The following is a 17,552-nucleotide window of genomic DNA, read 5'->3' on the forward strand; positions in this document are numbered from 1 at the left end:
CATGAATATGAGCCAACACGCACCCGCCTATCTGATGACGCTCTTCGCGACGGTGGTTGTCGTTGGCGCGGTGGCCCTGGGCTTCAATGCGGCCGTCGACCCGATGTGGTATTTTGGCGGGAACAAGCTCGGAACCGTGAATTACGCGTTCAACGAGCGTTTGAGCAAAACCAACCGGTTTCTCGCGGATCCCGATTCCTATGACTGCCTTATCTTTGGCGATAGCCGGGTGACGCTGCTCCCTGAGGACAAGATCAAGGGTTATCGCTGTTTCAATTTCGCGTTCTCGGCGGGAAAGGCGGAAGAAGCCGTCGCCTTCGCGCGCTATGTCGAGGAGCGCGGCTTCAAGCCCAGGCTCGTCATCATGGGCGTTCCGGCAGCGGCATTTCGCGAGCGCATCGGCGGCGTCAATATTCCTCCCTTCATAAAGGAGGGTGGAGAGCCGAAGTCCGCTTATCTCTCTTATCTTTCATTTGATGCCGTCTCCATGTCTTGGCAGACGCTATTCGGGCCGTCTCCTCTCGACCGCGTGTATGACAGGGACTTCAACTGCAAGGTAGCTCCGGGGGCACCCGCCTACGATCCGAAAGTTCCGCTCCGGGATCTGATGGCCGGTAAGTTCACAGGAACGCAGCGTGTTCGTTTCTATGACGATATGCGCGGTATCTTTCCTGATGCGGAGCTTGTCGGTTATGTGCCGCCAATTTCTGCGTGGGCGATCAAGTCTTATGCGGATGCCGGTTGGCTGGATGGCTATGTGCGCGCACTTCAACTTGCTTCCGAGAAGTTCGACCGCTTTCTCGACTATGGCGTGCCTTCCGAGCTCACCATCGACGTCGAGAACACTTACGACGGCACTCATTATTCCGAACCAGCGAATGCCGCTGTTGCCCAGTCTCTTCTTTCAGGAGGGATGCAAGATACTCTGAATGTGAAAGCCCTCTCGGCCGAAGAAATGCTGACGACATACCGGGAGCGCCTCGATTTTTACGACGCGAAAATCCAGGCGGGTCTTTCGCATTAAGCGGCGAGCGTGCTCCTGGAGATGCATTCGGTCGCTGTCGGGGCTATCACCACAAAAATCTGATCCACCTCCGCCCCGGAAGATGAGACCGGAAAGACACCGCGATGCACGGTAATGAACTCGCGTTTCTTGATCGGGAGGTGAGTAATCGAGAAAATTGGGCGATACGTCACGAGCACACGGCTAAATTCAAGCCGGCGGATCTCGGCACCTTCGGGGGTGAGATTTTCACCCAGCGTTTTGCCGGTATAGTCGACACCGAATAATTCCGTGCAACCGGTTCCCGCAAGGCGGTAGCGGTATTCGGTGCCGGTGCGCTGCGATATCGCTTCGAGCACCAGAAGCCAACTCAAAATTCCGGCAATTTCAGCAGGGTTTATCTGCTGGCGGCACGGCACGCCGGTCGCCCGCGCCTGTTGAGTCCAGTAGGCATTGAAGGCCCACACAGGGTGCCGGGACGAGATGGCCGATATATCGATTTCGGTGTAGGGCAAGGAACAACCTGCGGGTACTCGTACTGACAAGCCACACAATGCGCGGCGATTTTGCAGTTAAGCCCAAAACGCTTACCAAATTGTCACCTGCCGCCCGGCGGCCGCTACCCTCTCTTCTGGAGATAGGCTGCGACACGTTCCTCCAGGTTCGCACGGATGTTCATGTAGAAGAGGTTGTAGTCATAGATATGGTAATCGCCGGAACGGACGCCATAGGTGAAGCCTTCCGCATCTTCTGGCGGTGAAACGATCAACATACCCTCTTCGCATCTGGCGCCGGTGAGCGCAGGGCGCGGCGCGGGGAACTTATCCTCGGACCCCACGAAGGGCAGGCTGCCCAGATTTTCCGGCGCCTCGGCCACTCCACCCGCTATCCAGTTCAGTGGGTTGATACAGGCCAGAGGGGCATCTTGTATCATTCGGTACTCACCTCCGATCCATGTCGTTCCCTCCTTCGTCCAGCCGGCTCTCGGCGCGGCATCGTTGACGGAATTCCAGTTTATGGTGCATCCAGTGTCGGTTGGACTCGCACACGGAACAACGCCACTCAGGCCGAGATCTGCGGGTAACGCCGAGCCGATGAGGTAAGCGGCAATCATGCGCTCCGCCAGCGGCGTTCCCGCGATCTTCTCCTGCAACAGGCGCGAGCCATGCAGCGCACCCTGACTATGCCCGGCCAGAACGAAGGGGCGGTCATCATTCCGCTCTGCGATGAAATTTTCGAAGGCGCGCGCGACGTCCTGATAGGCAAGATCAAGCGCCGCGTGTTCATTCTCTCCCTTACCCAGAAATGCATAGACCGTCGCCTGCCGATAGCGCGGCGCGAAGACACGGCAGCATCCGTTGAATGCACTTGCCTGGAAGCGCAGTACGCCATTTTCGAGTCTGTCGACGGGGAACCCCGGTTCGTCGAAGCGCGCGTTCCAGCCTGCCTTTCCGTAGTAGGTGGTGGGATGCAGAAAGAATACGTCGACTTCGGCGGAGGCTTGATTGTCGACAGCCTCGCTGGAGGCGGGAACAACATCCGCCTTATCGTCGCGTTCTGGCAGTGCGGCCCAAGCTTCTTCCAGCGAGTAGTCAGGGGAGGGCGGGGACTTGGCCGCGTCGAAATCGCTCCAAGGCTTCAACAAAACGTAATACTGGGCAGGCTTGTTGAAGTAGAGGATGCCGCCACCAACCATGACAAGCGCGGCAAAACCGAGAAGTGCCCATAGGCTCTTGCGTAGCATCTTTATCCCCCGCCCAATTCCTCAATTGCCCGCCGATAGCCCGAATAGTTGGGCTGATCGATGGAGAGCTTTGTAAGTGTTGTCTTCCAAAGGTGGTCAGCCAGTCCCGGCGTATCGAGCCCGATCTGTCCCTGTTCGATTTTCTCGCACAGCTCCCGGTTTAAATCTTCCAGCAAGCCGCCATGGCCGAGCAATTCCGTCAGTCGCGAGATTTCATCAGAGTTAGCGGCGGGAGCCACTTCGAGCTCGCGCTTCACGATGTCCAGTGCATTGGCGGCTACACGCGCGTGGAACGCTGCGTGGCCTTGCAGCTGAGGCATGGCGTGATTGCGGATAAAGTCAGCGACCGCCTCGATAAGTTCCTTTGCTGTGGGCTGGTCCTGCATTCACGCCTCCTTCCCGCGCGGCGCCAGAAGACGCAGCAGGTCTATTTCGGTTTCCGATGAACGGCGGCCGATTGTGGCGCGCTCCACGGAGCGGTCCGCGCCGCTCTTGAATGCGGTGACCATGATCGTGCACATGATGCCCCATTTGAGCGTGCCGAGCACTTCCCAGAACTTGACGCGGGCGGGGTCCACCTTCGCGCCGCCCGCCGCTTCGTACCCCTCGAACATGTCTTCGCGTCTACCAAAGCCACCCACAGGCAGGTCGATGTTCCCGAAGCGCCATGAGTTGACGCATATCCAGCCGAGATCCTCCATCGGGTCGCCGATATGCGCGAGTTCCCAGTCGAGAACGGCGCGTATGCCGTCCGGCCCGATCATCAGATTGCCGTGCCGGAAGTCGCCATGGACAAGCGTATGCGCCGTTGTCTCGGGAGCGGCGTTTTCCTTCAGCCATCTCAGAGCGAGATCGAAAACCGGGTGCGGGTGGCCATGCGTCTTGTAGACGCCAAGATATTGATCGATTTCCGACCGCGCCGGCGAAGTGCGCAGTGGCGGGAGGGATTTCTTGTCCACGCTGTGCAGTCTGGCAAGGATTTCTCCGCATTGCCGGGCGAGCTTCGGCCGGGCGTCCGCGAACTCATCGTCGCGCAGTATTTTTCGGGCGATCGTTTCGCCTGTTATCCGGTCCATGATGAAGCCATGGCCGAGGCCGTCTTCCGCGCTGAGCGTATGGCGCACCGTCGGGACGGGCACACCCGCGGCACCCGCCAGGCCGATCAGCTGGGCCTCCGTTTCAAGCGGCACCGCGGTTGCGCTCGGTGCGCGCTCACCGCCGGGTGCGCGCCGGAGGATGAGCGGGATCGGTTGTCCCTCTGTCGTTGCGTCGAACGACCAGGTTTCCTGGCTTGCGCCGCCCGACAGCCTTTTGAGGCCGTCCGCCCCCGTCGCTCCATTGATATGGCGCAGCACTGTCTGCGTCAGCGCTGCCGCCATGGGGTTGCGTTCTGCCTCCATATCAATGCCCCGCGCCGACCGGTTTTCCGTCGACGATCTGGTCGAGATACTCGGAGAGCCCATATCCAGTCATGCCATTGCACCGATATTCGGTCATGCCCTCTGTGATACGGGTGTTCAGGTCTTCGCCGTTGGCGTCTTTCCGGCGGTTGCGGAGCGGGATGAGCGACAGCACGCGGCCTTCCACATCGTAGACCGCGCCGGCTTCCGTCTCGACATGCGCGCGGAGGGCGGTTTGATACCAGTTTTCATCCCAGTCGCTTTCGATCCGGCAGGACTTGATCAGGTCATATTTCCCGTCCTTCAACACCATGCCGCCCTGGTGCTGCTTTCCTTCGGCATTTGTCACGACGGAAATCATCATGCCGAAGTCGCGTCCGAAGTTCATCGGCAACCAGCGATACCAGTGAATTGCCTGCCAGTATCGGGGGCCCCAGCTCTTGTCGCGCAGGCCGAAACCGGACACTTCGAATTTTTCGTCGCCTACCTTGAAGTGTCCCTTCGCGGCCATGTGCTGTTCGTAATGGGCCTTGGCAAAGGACTTTTCAGGGTCGATGTCGAGGGGACTTCCATCTTCCTTAACCGTCTCGCCACCGAACATGGGGGAAACGCCTTCATAGTCGAGTTCCACCTCGCAGGGCACCACCGGGTTTTCCTTGAACGCCTTCGCAGGGTCGGCCATGTCGAAAGGCCGGGCCAGCACGACTGCCTTGCCGGAATAGGTGACACGCAACCGCTTGAACGGCTCAATCACCTCGAACTTCATGCCGCCTGCGTTCATCGCCTCATTGCTGGTAATCTTCGGACGGGCATACATGAAGGCCACGCGTCCATCGGGCAGGTACAGGCAGTTGGACATCTCGGCATATCCTTCGTTCGGCCGATTGCCGAGCCGAAACCAGCCGCCGGTTTTCCGAACCGGATCGAACATGTTGAAATACATGCTCTCGTTATAGTTCGAGGCCGCGTCGGGGGTATGGGTATACTCGTCTTCCGGCGCCAGGCGGACCTTCGTTCCAGGCTGTGGTTTAGCCATGTTATCTCTCCCAAAAGCGTGTTTTTCGGGAGGTGCTGAGAGCCTCCCTTTATGCCGATTGCCTATATGATGAAGTGCATGGGCCTGACAGGGAAGGGCCACGATGCTATGAAGGAGAGGGCGAGCTCAAGGCCAAGCCCGCCCCGGCGTCAATCGGGAGCGCCGGTGGACAAAGCGAGGCATGCGGCAGTCTGAATGAGCGATCAGCAGAGCGAAGACCCGGAGCGGCCCGGTACAGAGCCCCATTTGATTCTGCCGGGAAAGCCCTCACGGTTTACCACCCGGATCCGCAATTATTTTTTCACCGGCCTCGTGGTCGCGGCACCCATAGGGCTCACCATCTGGATCACGAGCTGGTTCATCGATCTTGTCGATACCTGGTTCACCCCTCTTATTCCCGATCGCTATCAGCCAGACAACTACCTTCCGTTCGATATTCCCGGTCTCGGTCTCATCATCGCCTTCGTTCTGTTGACATTGCTCGGGGCGCTCACTGCCAATTTCTTCGGGCGCGCCGTCCTCAATTTCGGCGAACGCATGGTGGCGCGCATGCCTGTCGTGCGCAGCATTTACGGCGCGCTCAAGCAGATTTTCGAAACGGTCATCTCCCAATCCAATGCTTCGTTTCGCGAAGTCGGGCTGATTGAGTATCCCCGCAAAGGCATTTTCTGCATCGTCTTCATCACCACACAGACCAGCGGGGAGCTCGTCGACCGGACGGGTCATGAGCTCGTCAGCGTGTTCCTGCCCACGACGCCCAACCCGACCTCGGGGTTTCTGCTTTTTGTACCGCGCGAGGATGTGCAAGTTCTGGATATGACGATTGAAGAAGGCGCAAAGCTCATTATCTCCGCCGGACTTGTCGAGCCGTCGCGGAAAATTGCGACTGAGCCGGCAGAAAAGGTCGCGGTCTCCAACTCGTCCGTGACATCACCCCGAACGTAGGTAGCGGATCGCTTCGTCGCGCTCGAACAAATAGAGGAGCGTGCGCAGCGCTTCTCCTCTCGGGCTTTCAAGTTCCGGGTCGCGATCGAGAATGAGCCGGGCATCGTCATAGGCAACCGCCAGCAATTCCTGCTGCGTCTCTATATTGGCCAGGCGAAATTCCGGCAGGCCGCTCTGGCGAGTGCCGAGCAGCTCGCCTGCGCCGCGCAACCGCAAATCTTCCTCGGCGATGCGGAAACCGTCTTCGGTTTCCCGCATGATCTTGATCCGCGCCGCCGCGGTCTCCCCCAAGGGAGCCTGGTAGAGGAGCAGGCAGCTTGATTTGTCGCCGCCGCGTCCGACACGCCCGCGCAGCTGATGCAGTTGTGCGAGGCCGAACCGTTCGGCATGCTCGATTACCATGACAGTCGCCGTCGGCACATTCACGCCGACTTCAATGACGGTGGTGGCAACGAGGATACGGATATCTCCCGCCTGGAAGCGCGCCATCACGGCGTCCTTGTCGGCGGCTTTCATCCGGCCATGTACAAGGCCGACCTTCTCCCCATAGATCGACTGCAGATGCCGGTGCCGTTCTTCTGCTGCAGCGGCATCGACCTCGTCCGACTCTTCCACAAGTGGGCAGACCCAATAGATCTGGTCGCCCCGCGCCAATGCCCGGTCGAGCCCCGCAGCCACCTCACCCAACCGATCCAGCGGCAAGGCCCGCGTGTCGACGGGCTTCCGTCCAGGCGGTTTTTCATCGAGCTTCGAGACGTCCATGTCCCCGTAGGCCGTCAGCGTCAGTGTTCGCGGGATCGGCGTTGCGGTCATTACCAGCACATCCGTCCCGGTTCCTCCCTTGGAAGTCAGCATGAGGCGCTGATGCACACCGAAGCGGTGCTGTTCATCCACGACGGCAAATGCCAAGGCGCGGAAGGCGACGTCTTCCTGAAACAACGCATGCGTGCCCACGAGTATGTCGATCTCGCCGGCGGCAGCCCTCGCGAGGATTTCTTCCCTCCGCTTGCCTTTCTCCCGCCCCGTCAGGAGTTCGAGCCGCACGCCCGCTGCGTCGCAAAGAGGCGCCAATGTTGCATAATGCTGGCGCGCGAGAATTTCCGTGGGGGCCATCATGGCGGCCTGAAATCCTGCTTCCACGGCATCGAGCATGGCGAGAAGCGCGACGACGGTTTTGCCGCTACCGACATCGCCTTGCAACAATCGCAACATACGGTGATTGCTTTTCATATCGGCGGAGATTTCCGAAAGCGCCCGTATCTGCGCATTTGTGAGCGCAAAGGGCAGGGCAGCCTCGACCTTTTTCCTCAGCTGCCCCGGTGCGGAAATGGATCGGCCGGGCAGACGGCGCATCCTCAGCCTGACAAGGCCAAGCGCGAGCTGGTTCGCGAGCAATTCATCATAAGCGAGGCGCGCCCGTGCGGGGGCGTCAGCGCCGAGATCGGCGGCAGATTGCAGCTCATGAGCGGCGATCAGCGATTGCCGCCAGTTGGTCCATCCGCGTGCCTTGAGCCACGGTCCGTCCTGCCATTCGGGCAGTTCCGGCAGCCGCGGCAGCGCGCCGCGAACAGCCTTCTGGATGGATTTGAGCGGCAGGCCTGCCGTGAGTGGATATATGGGTTCCATGAGCGGAAGATCCGCCAACTCGTCGAGCCCGATCATGTGGTCGGGATGCGTCATCTGTGGCGTACCTTGATAGAACTCCACGCGGCCGGAAATGATGCGGCGTTGGCCCTCCGGCAATATCTTGGCGAGATGCTCCGCACGTGCGTTGAAGAAAACGATCTGCATTTCGCCGGTATCGTCGAAGACATGCACCCGGTAGGGCAGACGCTTCGTTCTTGGCGGAATATGCAGGCCTACCGTTACCTCCATGGTAGCTATCTCCCCGTCGCGCACATCGGCAATCGAGGGACGGTGCCGGCGGTCGATAAGGCCTGAGGGCAGGTGCCAGAGAATATCTATGACCTTTGGACCGGCGAGCTTCTCAACCAGTGCTTCCAGGCGCGGCCCGATGCCCGGCAGCGAGCGTGCCGGCGCGAAAAGCGGGAAAAGGATTTCAGGCCGCATCGGCGGCGCTCCTGGGACAGTCGGGAATCATGGCGCCATTCTAATGACATGGAAGCCTCCACGGTCTATATCCCGGCCATACGTTGCGGAGATCCATATGGCCGACAGTGAAACCCACGAGGACTGCCCCGGGCGCGATGTGCGTCTTCGGCGGCTCAAGTTCCGCTCATGGCACCGGGGCATCAAGGAGATGGACCTCATTCTCGGCCATTTCGCCGATAGCGCACTGGAATCATTGACCGATTCAGAGTTAGACCAATATGAGGCGCTGATCGAGGTCGAGGACACGGTGCTTTACAACTGGGTCACCGGGCGCGAAAACGTGGCCCCCGAGCATGACACGGGGCTTTTGACCCGGATTCGCACGTTCAATCACATGAAGGGACCGCTCTGGCAGCAATAGCCGGGCAGCCATCTGCTTGAAGAAACTCACCGAAATCGTCACGGCGCCGGGCCGGCTGACCCTGGGCGAAACGCCCGAGGGCTTCGATGCGCTGGTGCTGGCCGATATGGCCCGCCAGATGCCTGCGGATAGCGGACTAACGCTGCTCCATGTGGCGCGCGATGATGCCCGCATGGCCGCGCTGGCCGAGGCGCTCGCCTTCTTTGCGCCGGATATCGAGATTGAAATCTTCCCCGCGTGGGATTGCCTCCCCTATGACCGTGTCTCACCGAACGCGGAGATCAGCGCGCGGCGAATGGCGGCCCTCTCGCGGCTCGTCGCGAGAGAGCAGAAAGGGGAGGGAAAGCGGCTCATCCTTCTCGCGACAGTCAATGCGGTTCTGCAGCGTGTTCCCGCGCGCGATACCGTGCGGACCTCCGCCTGGTCGGCGCGAACGGGCAATCGCATCGATCTCAATGAGCTCACCGGCTATCTGGCGGCCAATGGCTACAGCCGCACAGGTACCGTCCGGGAGGCGGGTGAGTTTGCCGTTCGTGGCGGTATCGTCGATATTTTCCCATCCGGATTTGAACTTCCGGTCCGGCTCGACATGTTTGGCGACACGCTTGATGCCATTCGCAGTTTCGACGCCGTTACGCAGCGCACGGTCGGTCAGCTGCATGGGCTCGATCTCGTTCCCGCGAGCGAGGTTCATCTCGACAAGGAAGCCATCCGCCGTTTCCGGGCAGCTTATGTTGCAACGCTCGGCGCGGTGACCGATGGCGACCCGCTCTACGAAGCTGTCAGCGAGGGGCGCAAGCATGCCGGTATGGAACACTGGCTGCCGCTCTTCCATGAACAGCTCGAGACCTTGTTTGACTATGTGCCCGGCGCGTTGGTCACGCTCGATGCGCAGGCGGAGGATGCGAAGGCAGCCCGTCTCGAACTGATCGGCGATTACTACGAAGCCCGCGTTGATGCACGAAAGACGGCCCGCGAAGCCAAGCTCGCTGTCGACGCCCCAAGCTACAAGCCGCTCAAGCCCGAGGCCCTCTATCTGACCGAGGAAGAGTGGGGGGCAACGATGGGCGCACATCGCGTGCGTGCCTTGACGCCGTTCAGCGTTCCAGAAACGGCGGGGATAAATCTCGGCGGCAAGCAGGGCCGCAATTTTGGACCGGAACGCGCGCAGGATGGCGTGAATGTGTTCGAGGTGCTGGGCGGGCACATCCTAGGATTGCGCCGCGCAGGCAAGCGCGTCGCGATAGCAAGCTGGAGCGAAGGCGCTCGGGACCGTCTGCAGCATGTCTTGTCCGATCATGGTATCGGAAATGTTCTCATCGCCGATAGCTGGGCGGATGTTAACGGCGTTAACAAAAGCACTGTTTCACTGATTGTTCTCGGACTTGAGGCCGGATTCGAGACGGATGAGATCGCGCTGATCAGCGAACAGGATGTGCTCGGAGACCGCCTTGTCAGGCAGCGCCGCAAAAAAAGAGCGGAAAACTTCCTCACCGAAGCCTCCAGCCTTTCGCCGGGCGACCTCGTTGTCCATGTCGATCACGGCATCGGCCGGTTCGAGCGTCTACAAACCATCGAGGTCATGGGCGCGCCGCATGATTGTCTGCTCCTCATTTATCACGGCGGGGACAAGCTCTATCTGCCGGTCGAGAATATCGAGCTTCTGTCGCGCTACGGCTCTGATGATTTGGATGCGCAGCTGGACCGCCTTGGCGGCACCGGCTGGCAGGCGCGGAAGGCGCGGCTTAAAGAACGTATTCGCGAGATGGCGGGTGAGCTCATCAAGATCGCTGCCGCGCGTGAGCTCAAAACCGCTCCCGCAATGGAGCCGCAGCCGGGTGCCTATGACGAGTTCTGCGCGCGCTTTCCCTTCACGGAAACGGAAGACCAGGAACAGGCAATCGATGCTGTGCTGGAAGATCTGGCGCGCGGCCGGCCCATGGACCGGCTCGTTTGCGGCGATGTCGGTTTCGGCAAGACTGAAGTCGCCCTGCGGTCGGCCTTCGTCGCCGCTCTCGCCGGTTTCCAGGTTGCCGTTGTCGTTCCGACGACACTTCTTGCGCGACAACACTACCGGACCTTTGCCGCCCGCTTCCAGGGCTTGCCGGTCAGGGTCCGGCAGATGTCGCGTCTTGTTTCCGCGAAGGACATGGCGGAGGCGAAGGAAGGACTTGCAAGCGGGCAGGTCGATATCGTCATCGGTACGCATGCTCTGCTCGGCAAACAGGTCAAGTTTCGTAACCTCGGTCTGGTGATCGTGGACGAGGAGCAACATTTCGGAGTCGTTCACAAGGAACAGTTGAAGAAGCTGCGCGCCGAAGTTCACGTCCTGACACTGACAGCGACACCGATTCCGCGCACCTTGCAGCTCGCCTTGTCGGGCGTGCGCGAACTCTCTCTCATTGCGACGCCGCCGGTCGACCGGCTTGCCGTCCGCACCTATGTCTCGCCCTTCGATCCTGTGGTGGTCCGCGAAGCGCTTCTGCGTGAACATTTCCGCGGCGGGCAGAGCTTCTATGTCGTGCCGCGCATTGCCGACCTTGCGGAAGCAGAAGAGTTCCTTCGGCAGTATGTGCCTGAAGTGAAATTTGTTTTGGCTCATGGCCAGATGGCGGCGGGTGAAATCGAAGACAAGATGACGGCCTTCTACGACGGGAAGTACGACGTGCTCGTTTCGACGACCATTGTGGAGTCCGGCCTCGATATTCCGACCGCCAATACGCTTGTCGTGCATCGAGCCGATATGTTCGGGCTCTCGCAGCTCTATCAGTTGCGCGGTCGCGTCGGCCGGTCCAAGGCGCGCGCCTATGCATATCTCACTGTGCCTGCGAACCGTACGCTTACAGCAGGCGCCGACAAGCGGCTTCGCGTATTGCAGTCGCTCGACTCGCTGGGCGCGGGGTTCTCTCTTGCAAGCCACGATCTCGATATTCGCGGTGCGGGCAATCTTCTTGGCGACGAGCAATCGGGTCATATCAAGGAAGTCGGATACGAGCTTTACCAGGAGATGCTGGAAGAGGCGGTTGCCTCGATGCGTGGCGGCGGCGCCGGTGCCGACGAGGAAGGCCATTGGTCGCCTCAGATCAGTGTCGGAACACCCGTCCTCATTCCGGACGGCTATGTGCCGGATCTCGATGCGCGGATGGCTCTTTACCGGCGGCTTTCCGACGTTGAAACAAGATCGGAGATCGACGGTTTTGCGGCGGAACTCATTGACCGTTTCGGCAAGCTTCCGCAGGAAGTCGAGTTCCTGCTGAAGATTGTGGAGATCAAGGGGCTTTGCCGAACGGCGAATGTGGAAAAGATCGAAGCGGGCCCGAAAGGCGTCGTACTTTCTTTCCGCGAGAACAGCTTTCCCAATCCAGCCGCGCTTGTCGAGGTCATCAACGACGAACGCGGCAACGCGAAGCTTCGGCCGGATCACAAGCTTGTCTTCAAGCGCGATTGGGATACGCCGGAAGAGCGCCTTGCCGGCACGCACCGTCTGATGACGACGCTGGCAAAGCTCGCCGCGCCGGCAAAGGCAGCCTGACGCCTACTGCGCTGCGGCCGTTTCCTCGGCTTCGCGCGCCAGCAGCTTGTTGAACATCCGTACAAGGGTTTCCGGTTCCTGCGCGCCGACCATCACCCATTTGGAATTGATGACGAAGCTCGGCACGCCGGAAATGCCCATCTCCCGGGCCAGCGTATCCTCACGGCGGACAAGCGCCTTGTCGGCGTCCTTCAACAAGAGGTCGCGCACGATGTCGGCATCCATCCCCGCTTCCGCCGCCGCATCGGCGAGAATGTCATGCGAGCCTATATCCTCCCCATCCTCGAAATAGCGGCGAAAGAGGATATCCACCATTTCGTTCTGACAGCCCGCGGTGCCGGCCCACCGGATGAGGCGGTGGCTGTCCAGCGTATTCGGCGAGCGTTCGATCTTGTCGAAACGAAAGTCGATGCCGACGGCCTCGCCGAACTCGCGGATCGTATTGCCGACGGTGCGGGCCTTCTCGGCACCGAATTTCTTTTCCATGTAGCTCTTGCGATCGACGCCGCCTTCGGGGATCGATGCATCGAGTTGGAAGGGACGCCAGACAAGCGTGATGCCGTCGCCGCCTTGCATGGTCAGTGCCTCATCCAGCCGCTTCTTGCCGATGTAGCACCAGGGGCAAACGGTATCGGAGACGACGTCGAGTTGCATGGCTCGCTCCTGCTTGATGTCTTGCTTTCGGGATTATGACGGCTTGCCCGGCGGAGGCAAGGCACGGCGCGGCTTGACGCTCGAACACGGGCACCTAGGATGCCGCAGGCGGAAAAAATTCACGCAAAATCAATCGGCTAACGAACCAGGTGACATATGGGCGACGCTACGGAAATCAACCTCCCGGATTACAATCTGACGGGTAAAGTGGCGCTGGTGACGGGCGCGACAAGTGGCCTCGGGCGCCGTTTCTCGCTGGTTCTGGCGAAGGCCGGCGCGAAGGTTGCGATTACCGGCCGCCGTCTGGAGCGTCTCGATGAACTCAAGCGCGAAATCGAAAGTCTCGGCGGTACGGCGGCGGCCATTGCGCTGGACGTCACGGATACGGGAAGCATCGCCGCCTGCATGAGCGAGACGGAGAAATCTCTCGGGCCCCTCGACATTCTCGTCAACAATGCCGGTATGAATGTGCAGGCGCTGCCCGCCGAAGTGACGCCGGAAGGCTTCGACACCATGTTCGATACCAATGTACGCGGTGCCTTCTTCATGGCGCAGGCGGCTGGCCGTTCGATGATGGCCCGGGGTGCCGGGGGACGCATCATCAACATTGCCTCGATTGGCGCCCATACGGTGCTTCCGGGTCTCACCATCTATTGCATGACCAAGGCGGCCATCGCGATGATGACGAAGTCGCTCGGCAAGGAATGGGCGCGCAAGGGCATCAATGTGAACGCCATGTGCCCCGGCTTCATCGAGACGGAGCTCAATTCCGATTGGTTTCAGTCCGAGGGCGGACAAAAGCAGATCAAGACATGGCCGCGCCGCAGGCTTGGCCTTGAAGAAGACCTGGACGGCACCTTGCTTCTGCTTGCGTCCGACCACGGACGGTTCATCACCGGTTCGCTGTTCACGATAGATGACGGTCAGTCGCTCTGAGTACGGATTTATACCTAGGCAGCAGGTAACCTTTCGTTAAGTATAACGGCTCATAGTTTCCAGAATGTTGCGTGAGGTGCAACCGAAGGAAACCATCGTGGGAAAACTTGTTGGCGGATTTGTCCTGGGCTTTCTGGCTTGTGTCTGGACATATGGGCTGAACCCGACAGAGGCCGCGTTCGGCTTCGGTCACAAGATTTCCGTGACTCATGAGCGTATTCAGGACGAGTACAGGGTCGACCCGTCGCTCGGCCACAAGGGGCAGTACCGGAACTTCAACAGCAGCAGCGCCGCCCCGCAGCCCGAATCCGTTGATTCCCTTGCACTTCGCGCCGGTTATTGGCTAAGTCAATCGGGAGGGCCGCCGACGATGTAGGCGACCCGCGCGGGGAGCTTATGATCGGCGGACTGACTATCGAAACCTGGCTGGTGCTTGCGCTGCCGTCGCTTGCCATCGTGGCTTCCGCCATCACCTGGCTGCGGGCGCGGCGGTGATGGAAGTCACCGCCGTCACAATCATCCTCTATCTCCTCGCCATGCTCGCTCTCGGCGTGGCCGCCTATCGCTTTACCCGCAACCTCAAGGATTACATCCTCGGCGGCCGCCAGCTCGGCGGCGCCGTCGCGGCGCTTTCGGCGGGCGCCAGCGACATGAGCGGCTGGCTGATGCTCGGCCTGCCGGGCGCGATCTACGCCTCCGGCCTCAATCAGATCTGGATCGCGGTCGGCCTTGTCGCGGGCGCGCTTCTCAATTGGCGCTTTATTGCGCGCCGCCTGCGGCGTTATACCGAGCGGGCTGGCGATGCGCTCACGATACCGGATTACTTCGAAAACCGTTTCGCCGATAGAAGCCGCGTCCTCCGCGTTGCCAGCGCATTCGTCATTCTCATCTTCTTCACGATCTACACCTCTGCCGGGCTTGTCTCCGGCGCCATTCTTTTTGAACAGGTTTTCGGCCTCGACTACCGGATCGCGCTTCTCGTCGGCACCGTCAGCATCCTCTCCTACACGGCGATCGGCGGCTTCCTCGGCGTCTGCTGGACGGACACGGTGCAGGGCGTGATGATGTTCCTCGCCTTGCTCATCGTGCCCGCCGTCGCCATCACGAGCATGGGCGGCTGGGGCGCCACCATGACGGCAACATCCGCCGTCGCTCCCGCAGGCGTTTTCGATGCCTTTCACGATACGGGTGTAATCGGCGCCGTCTCCTTGATGGCGTGGGGCCTTGGCTATTTCGGTCAGCCGCACACCCTCGCGCGTTTCATGGCGCTTCGCGACGAGCGCGATATGCCCGCGGCGCAGATGATCGGCATGACATGGATGGTGCTGGCGCTTTACGGTGCGATTGCGACGGGGCTTGCCGGCATCGGCTATTTCGCCGCCGCGCCGCTCGACAATCCGGAAACGGTTTTCCTCTCTCTTTCCCAGTCGCTCTTCAATCCGTGGATAGCAGGTATTCTCCTCGCCGCCGTGCTCGCCGCTATCATGAGCACGGTCTCTTCGCAGCTGCTGGTTTCGTCGAGCGTCATCGCAGAAGATTTCTGGAAGCGGTTGTTGCGGCCGCAAGCGGAAGCAGGGGAGTTGCTGAATATCGGCCGCGGCTCCGTCTTTGTCATTTCGATCGCCGCCTTCCTGCTGGCACTCGACCGCGACAGCAGCGTGCTTTCCCTTGTCGCCTATGCCTGGGCAGGCTTTGGCGCTGCCTTCGGGCCGGTCGTCGTGCTCTCGCTCTTCTGGCGGCGCATGACGCGTGACGGCGCGCTGGCCGGCATGGTCGTCGGCGCGGTAACTGTCATCGTCTGGAAACAGTTCTCGGGCGGCATATTCGAAATCTACGAAATTCTTCCCGGTTTCATTTTCGCGAGCATCGCCATTGCCGGCGTCAGTCTTCTCGGCCGCGCGCCGGGGCCCGAGGTCGTGGATTTACATGATTCCGTGGCCGCAGGCTGATCTCGCCCGCCGTCCCGTTTTGAGACAAGCCATTGATTTTACTTGTCTTTTTTAGCCCCTAAACGCAATGTTAAGCATGATTCGGCGCCTTGCAGGGACATGGAGGGTCCGGCTGGTATGTCCAATTTGCTGGTTGGCATCGTTGTGGGCTTTTTTATCTGCGTCTGGGTTCTCGATGCGAATCCGGTCACAGCCACGATTGCGCTTGTCGATCGCGTCCGGCAGGTCGAGGTGAGCTTCGCCGCCGAGCCTGCACGTGAAACGGCGACGGAGCATGTGGATGCAGGTGATGCGCCCGCACCTGCCGCACCCTGATTATTTGCGTGCCAATGTGCGGCGCATGACCTTGCCGTTCGCGGTGCGGGGCAGGGTGTCGACAAATATGATTTCCCTGGGACATTTATAAGCGGCAAGACGCTCCGCGCCCCATTTGAGAATAGCGGCCGCATCCGGTTCGCTCGCTTCTTTCGGCACGACAAAGGCCGCGATGATCGAAACATCCTCGCGCACATGTATCTCCGTCACCGCCACTTCCTGCACGTCAGGGTGGGTGGCCAGCGCGGCTTCCACTTCCTGCGGCGAAACGCGGTATCCCATGGCATTCATCAGGTCGTCGGCGCGCCCGTGATAGTGCATGTAGCCGTCTTCATCGAAGCTCGCGAGATCGCCGCCGATGAACCATTCGCCACGATAGACTTCTGCTTCCTCGTCCGGCCGCCGCCAATAGCCGAGCATCAATCCGGGGTCGGAGCGGTGCACCGCCAACAATCCCACATTGCCGGCAGGCAGAGGTTCCGTCCCGCCTTCCACCGGCAGCGCCGCCACGCAGCGTCCTGGTTGCGGCCGTCCGGGACTGCCGATGCGGATTTCCATGCCGGGCGCGGTCGAAACATAGGTCGAGCATTCGCTCATGCCGAGCGCCTCGTATAATTCTTTCCCAGTTGCTTCGCGCCAGTGGTCCAGCAGTGTGGCCGACAGAGCTTCCCCGGCGGTCAGTCCGTGCCTCAGCCTGGAGAGATCGAAGGAAGACAGGTCGCAATATTTCAGGATTTGCCGGTAAAGCGTCGGGACAGCCGCAAAAAGAGTTGCGCCGGTCTTTGCCATCAGCTTTGGCCAGACGGCCACGTCCTTTTCGCCGTTGTAGAGAACGGTCGTCGCACCATTCGCCCAGGGATCGGTCAGGCCGACGCCCAGCGTATAAGTCCAGTTGAAGGCTCCGGCGTGCAACATGACGTCGTCTGCCTCGATGCCATACCAGCCCTTGTACATGGGCCTGCGTCCCCAGGCGCTACGATGCGCATGCAGCACGCCTTTCGGCTTTCCGCTGGTGCCGGATGTATAGACGAGAAAGGCCGGGTCGTTTGCCCCGGTATCGGCATAGGCATCGAGCGGCGGATGAAGCTTCAGCCGTGCCAGCATTGCCTCGTCTATCACGCGTCTGCCGCTTGCTTGCATCGTCATCCCCGGAGCCAGCGCCACCGCGGAGGCGGCAGAGTCCTGCAGCAGGAAGTCTGCCTCGGCGGGCGTCAGCTGCGACGATGAAGGAAGGGGCACAAGACCTGCCGCCAATGCGCCGAAAAACATCAATGCATATTCGGATGTATTCGGCATACGGATCATCAACCGCTCGCCCGGCCTGAAGCCTTCCGCAAGCAGCCCGGCCGCCACGCGCCGTACGGCATCGTCCAGCGCGCCATAGCTCCAGCACTCCGCCGCGTCGAGGGGTGCATCGGCGTCCGACACGACGAGCAGCGCCGTCTTATCAGGCGTCTCCGCCGCTGCGCGTGCCAGGCAATAGCGGGCGATGTTGAGGCGCTCAGGCGCGGGCTCGCCGGTATAGCCGCGAGCGATGTGAGGTGCGGGCAGGGGCATGATCCCGC

Annotated in this window: 16 protein-coding genes; 8 read left to right on the forward strand and 8 right to left on the reverse strand. The window is 60.6% G+C overall.

Going from position 1 to position 17,552, the window contains the following annotated elements; genetic code table 11:
* Positions 1 to 7: 7 nt before the first annotated feature.
* Positions 8 to 1,024 carry a hypothetical protein gene (locus PLAV_RS15625; protein ID WP_143710237.1) on the forward strand — a complete coding sequence of 339 codons (1,017 nt, stop codon included), beginning with the start codon at positions 8 to 10 and terminating at the stop codon, positions 1,022 to 1,024.
* Here PLAV_RS15625 and PLAV_RS19430 read toward each other — a convergent pair.
* The 5 genes from PLAV_RS19430 to PLAV_RS15650 all read right to left on the reverse strand — a co-directional run bounded on the left by PLAV_RS19430 (position 1,021) and on the right by PLAV_RS15650 (position 5,183).
* Positions 1,021 to 1,518, reverse strand: coding sequence for a PAS domain-containing protein (locus tag PLAV_RS19430; RefSeq protein WP_012112002.1), 498 nt, complete (start codon positions 1,516 to 1,518; stop codon positions 1,021 to 1,023). The two genes, PLAV_RS15625 and PLAV_RS19430, sit on opposite strands and share 4 nt — an antisense overlap.
* Before the next feature lie 104 nt (positions 1,519 to 1,622).
* Entirely contained in the window at positions 1,623 to 2,747 is a 1,125-nt protein-coding gene (locus PLAV_RS15635) for a DUF3089 domain-containing protein (RefSeq protein WP_012112003.1), read from the reverse strand.
* A 2-nt stretch (positions 2,748 to 2,749) separates the two neighbouring features.
* Positions 2,750 to 3,133: a DUF6285 domain-containing protein gene (locus PLAV_RS15640; RefSeq protein ID WP_012112004.1), complete on the reverse strand. Its 384-nt coding sequence runs from the start codon at positions 3,131 to 3,133 to the stop codon at positions 2,750 to 2,752.
* Entirely contained in the window at positions 3,134 to 4,126 is a 993-nt protein-coding gene (locus PLAV_RS15645; protein WP_041536811.1) for a phosphotransferase family protein, read from the reverse strand. It abuts the gene before it with no gap.
* 22 nt (positions 4,127 to 4,148) lie between these two features.
* The gene (locus PLAV_RS15650; protein ID WP_012112006.1) at positions 4,149 to 5,183 is read right to left on the reverse strand and encodes a DUF7064 domain-containing protein; all 1,035 of its coding nucleotides are present in this window, start codon (positions 5,181 to 5,183) and stop codon (positions 4,149 to 4,151) included.
* Between the two features lie 195 nt (positions 5,184 to 5,378).
* Here PLAV_RS15650 and PLAV_RS15655 point away from each other — a divergent pair, with 195 nt between their 5' ends.
* Positions 5,379 to 6,128, forward strand: a complete 750-nt coding sequence (locus PLAV_RS15655; protein ID WP_012112007.1) for a DUF502 domain-containing protein — start codon at positions 5,379 to 5,381, stop codon at positions 6,126 to 6,128.
* Here PLAV_RS15655 and recG read toward each other — a convergent pair.
* Positions 6,114 to 8,198, reverse strand: a complete 2,085-nt coding sequence (recG, locus tag PLAV_RS15660; protein WP_012112008.1) for an ATP-dependent DNA helicase RecG — start codon at positions 8,196 to 8,198, stop codon at positions 6,114 to 6,116. The two genes, PLAV_RS15655 and recG, sit on opposite strands and share 15 nt — an antisense overlap.
* Positions 8,199 to 8,295: 97 nt before the next feature.
* Here recG and PLAV_RS15665 point away from each other — a divergent pair, with 97 nt between their 5' ends.
* Positions 8,296 to 8,601: an FAD assembly factor SdhE gene (locus tag PLAV_RS15665; RefSeq protein WP_012112009.1), complete on the forward strand. Its 306-nt coding sequence runs from the start codon at positions 8,296 to 8,298 to the stop codon at positions 8,599 to 8,601.
* A 16-nt stretch (positions 8,602 to 8,617) separates the two neighbouring features.
* Positions 8,618 to 12,133, forward strand: coding sequence for a transcription-repair coupling factor (mfd, locus tag PLAV_RS15670; RefSeq protein WP_012112010.1), 3,516 nt, complete (start codon positions 8,618 to 8,620; stop codon positions 12,131 to 12,133).
* A 3-nt stretch (positions 12,134 to 12,136) separates the two neighbouring features.
* Here mfd and PLAV_RS15675 read toward each other — a convergent pair whose 3' ends face one another.
* The gene (locus PLAV_RS15675) at positions 12,137 to 12,787 is read right to left on the reverse strand and encodes a DsbA family oxidoreductase (protein WP_012112011.1); all 651 of its coding nucleotides are present in this window, start codon (positions 12,785 to 12,787) and stop codon (positions 12,137 to 12,139) included.
* Between the two features lie 156 nt (positions 12,788 to 12,943).
* On the opposite strand from PLAV_RS15675, the gene PLAV_RS15680 reads away from it, so the two are divergent.
* The 4 genes from PLAV_RS15680 to PLAV_RS15695 all read left to right on the forward strand — a co-directional run bounded on the left by PLAV_RS15680 (position 12,944) and on the right by PLAV_RS15695 (position 15,987).
* A complete protein-coding gene (locus tag PLAV_RS15680) occupies positions 12,944 to 13,723 on the forward strand; it encodes an SDR family NAD(P)-dependent oxidoreductase (protein ID WP_012112012.1) in 780 nt (259 codons plus the stop codon).
* Positions 13,724 to 13,820: 97 nt separating this feature from the next.
* Positions 13,821 to 14,099 (forward strand): hypothetical protein, encoded by a 279-nt coding sequence (locus PLAV_RS15685; RefSeq protein ID WP_041536069.1) that lies wholly within the window; start codon positions 13,821 to 13,823, stop codon positions 14,097 to 14,099.
* A gap of 118 nt (positions 14,100 to 14,217) precedes the next feature.
* Positions 14,218 to 15,672: a sodium/proline symporter PutP gene (gene putP / locus PLAV_RS15690; RefSeq protein WP_012112014.1), complete on the forward strand. Its 1,455-nt coding sequence runs from the start codon at positions 14,218 to 14,220 to the stop codon at positions 15,670 to 15,672.
* Between the two features lie 117 nt (positions 15,673 to 15,789).
* The gene (locus PLAV_RS15695; RefSeq protein WP_041536070.1) at positions 15,790 to 15,987 is read left to right on the forward strand and encodes a hypothetical protein; all 198 of its coding nucleotides are present in this window, start codon (positions 15,790 to 15,792) and stop codon (positions 15,985 to 15,987) included.
* On the opposite strand, the gene PLAV_RS15700 is transcribed toward PLAV_RS15695, so the two are convergent.
* Positions 15,988 to 17,544: an acetate--CoA ligase gene (locus PLAV_RS15700; protein WP_143710238.1), complete on the reverse strand. Its 1,557-nt coding sequence runs from the start codon at positions 17,542 to 17,544 to the stop codon at positions 15,988 to 15,990. It lies immediately after the preceding gene.
* Positions 17,545 to 17,552 lie beyond the last annotated feature (8 nt).

The organism is Parvibaculum lavamentivorans DS-1, from assembly GCF_000017565.1.
In the GTDB taxonomy this organism is placed as follows: domain Bacteria; phylum Pseudomonadota; class Alphaproteobacteria; order Parvibaculales; family Parvibaculaceae; genus Parvibaculum; species Parvibaculum lavamentivorans.

What these genes read in the sequence shown, in the direction of transcription:
- putP (WP_012112014.1), top strand. Translation starts at nt 14,218, where the DNA reads ATGGAAGTCACCGCCGTCACAATCATCCTCTATCTCCTCGCCATGCTC.
- PLAV_RS15655 (WP_012112007.1), top strand. Translation starts at nt 5,379, where the DNA reads ATGAGCGATCAGCAGAGCGAAGACCCGGAGCGGCCCGGTACAGAGCCC.
- PLAV_RS15665 (WP_012112009.1), top strand. Translation starts at nt 8,296, where the DNA reads ATGGCCGACAGTGAAACCCACGAGGACTGCCCCGGGCGCGATGTGCGT.
- PLAV_RS15640 (WP_012112004.1), bottom strand. Translation starts at nt 3,133, where the DNA reads ATGCAGGACCAGCCCACAGCAAAGGAACTTATCGAGGCGGTCGCTGAC.
- PLAV_RS15695 (WP_041536070.1), top strand. Translation starts at nt 15,790, where the DNA reads ATGTCCAATTTGCTGGTTGGCATCGTTGTGGGCTTTTTTATCTGCGTC.
- PLAV_RS15645 (WP_041536811.1), bottom strand. Translation starts at nt 4,126, where the DNA reads ATGGCGGCAGCGCTGACGCAGACAGTGCTGCGCCATATCAATGGAGCG.
- PLAV_RS15675 (WP_012112011.1), bottom strand. Translation starts at nt 12,787, where the DNA reads ATGCAACTCGACGTCGTCTCCGATACCGTTTGCCCCTGGTGCTACATC.
- recG (WP_012112008.1), bottom strand. Translation starts at nt 8,198, where the DNA reads ATGCGGCCTGAAATCCTTTTCCCGCTTTTCGCGCCGGCACGCTCGCTG.
- PLAV_RS15700 (WP_143710238.1), bottom strand. Translation starts at nt 17,544, where the DNA reads ATGCCCCTGCCCGCACCTCACATCGCTCGCGGCTATACCGGCGAGCCC.
- PLAV_RS15680 (WP_012112012.1), top strand. Translation starts at nt 12,944, where the DNA reads ATGGGCGACGCTACGGAAATCAACCTCCCGGATTACAATCTGACGGGT.
- PLAV_RS15635 (WP_012112003.1), bottom strand. Translation starts at nt 2,747, where the DNA reads ATGCTACGCAAGAGCCTATGGGCACTTCTCGGTTTTGCCGCGCTTGTC.
- PLAV_RS15625 (WP_143710237.1), top strand. Translation starts at nt 8, where the DNA reads ATGAGCCAACACGCACCCGCCTATCTGATGACGCTCTTCGCGACGGTG.
- PLAV_RS15650 (WP_012112006.1), bottom strand. Translation starts at nt 5,183, where the DNA reads ATGGCTAAACCACAGCCTGGAACGAAGGTCCGCCTGGCGCCGGAAGAC.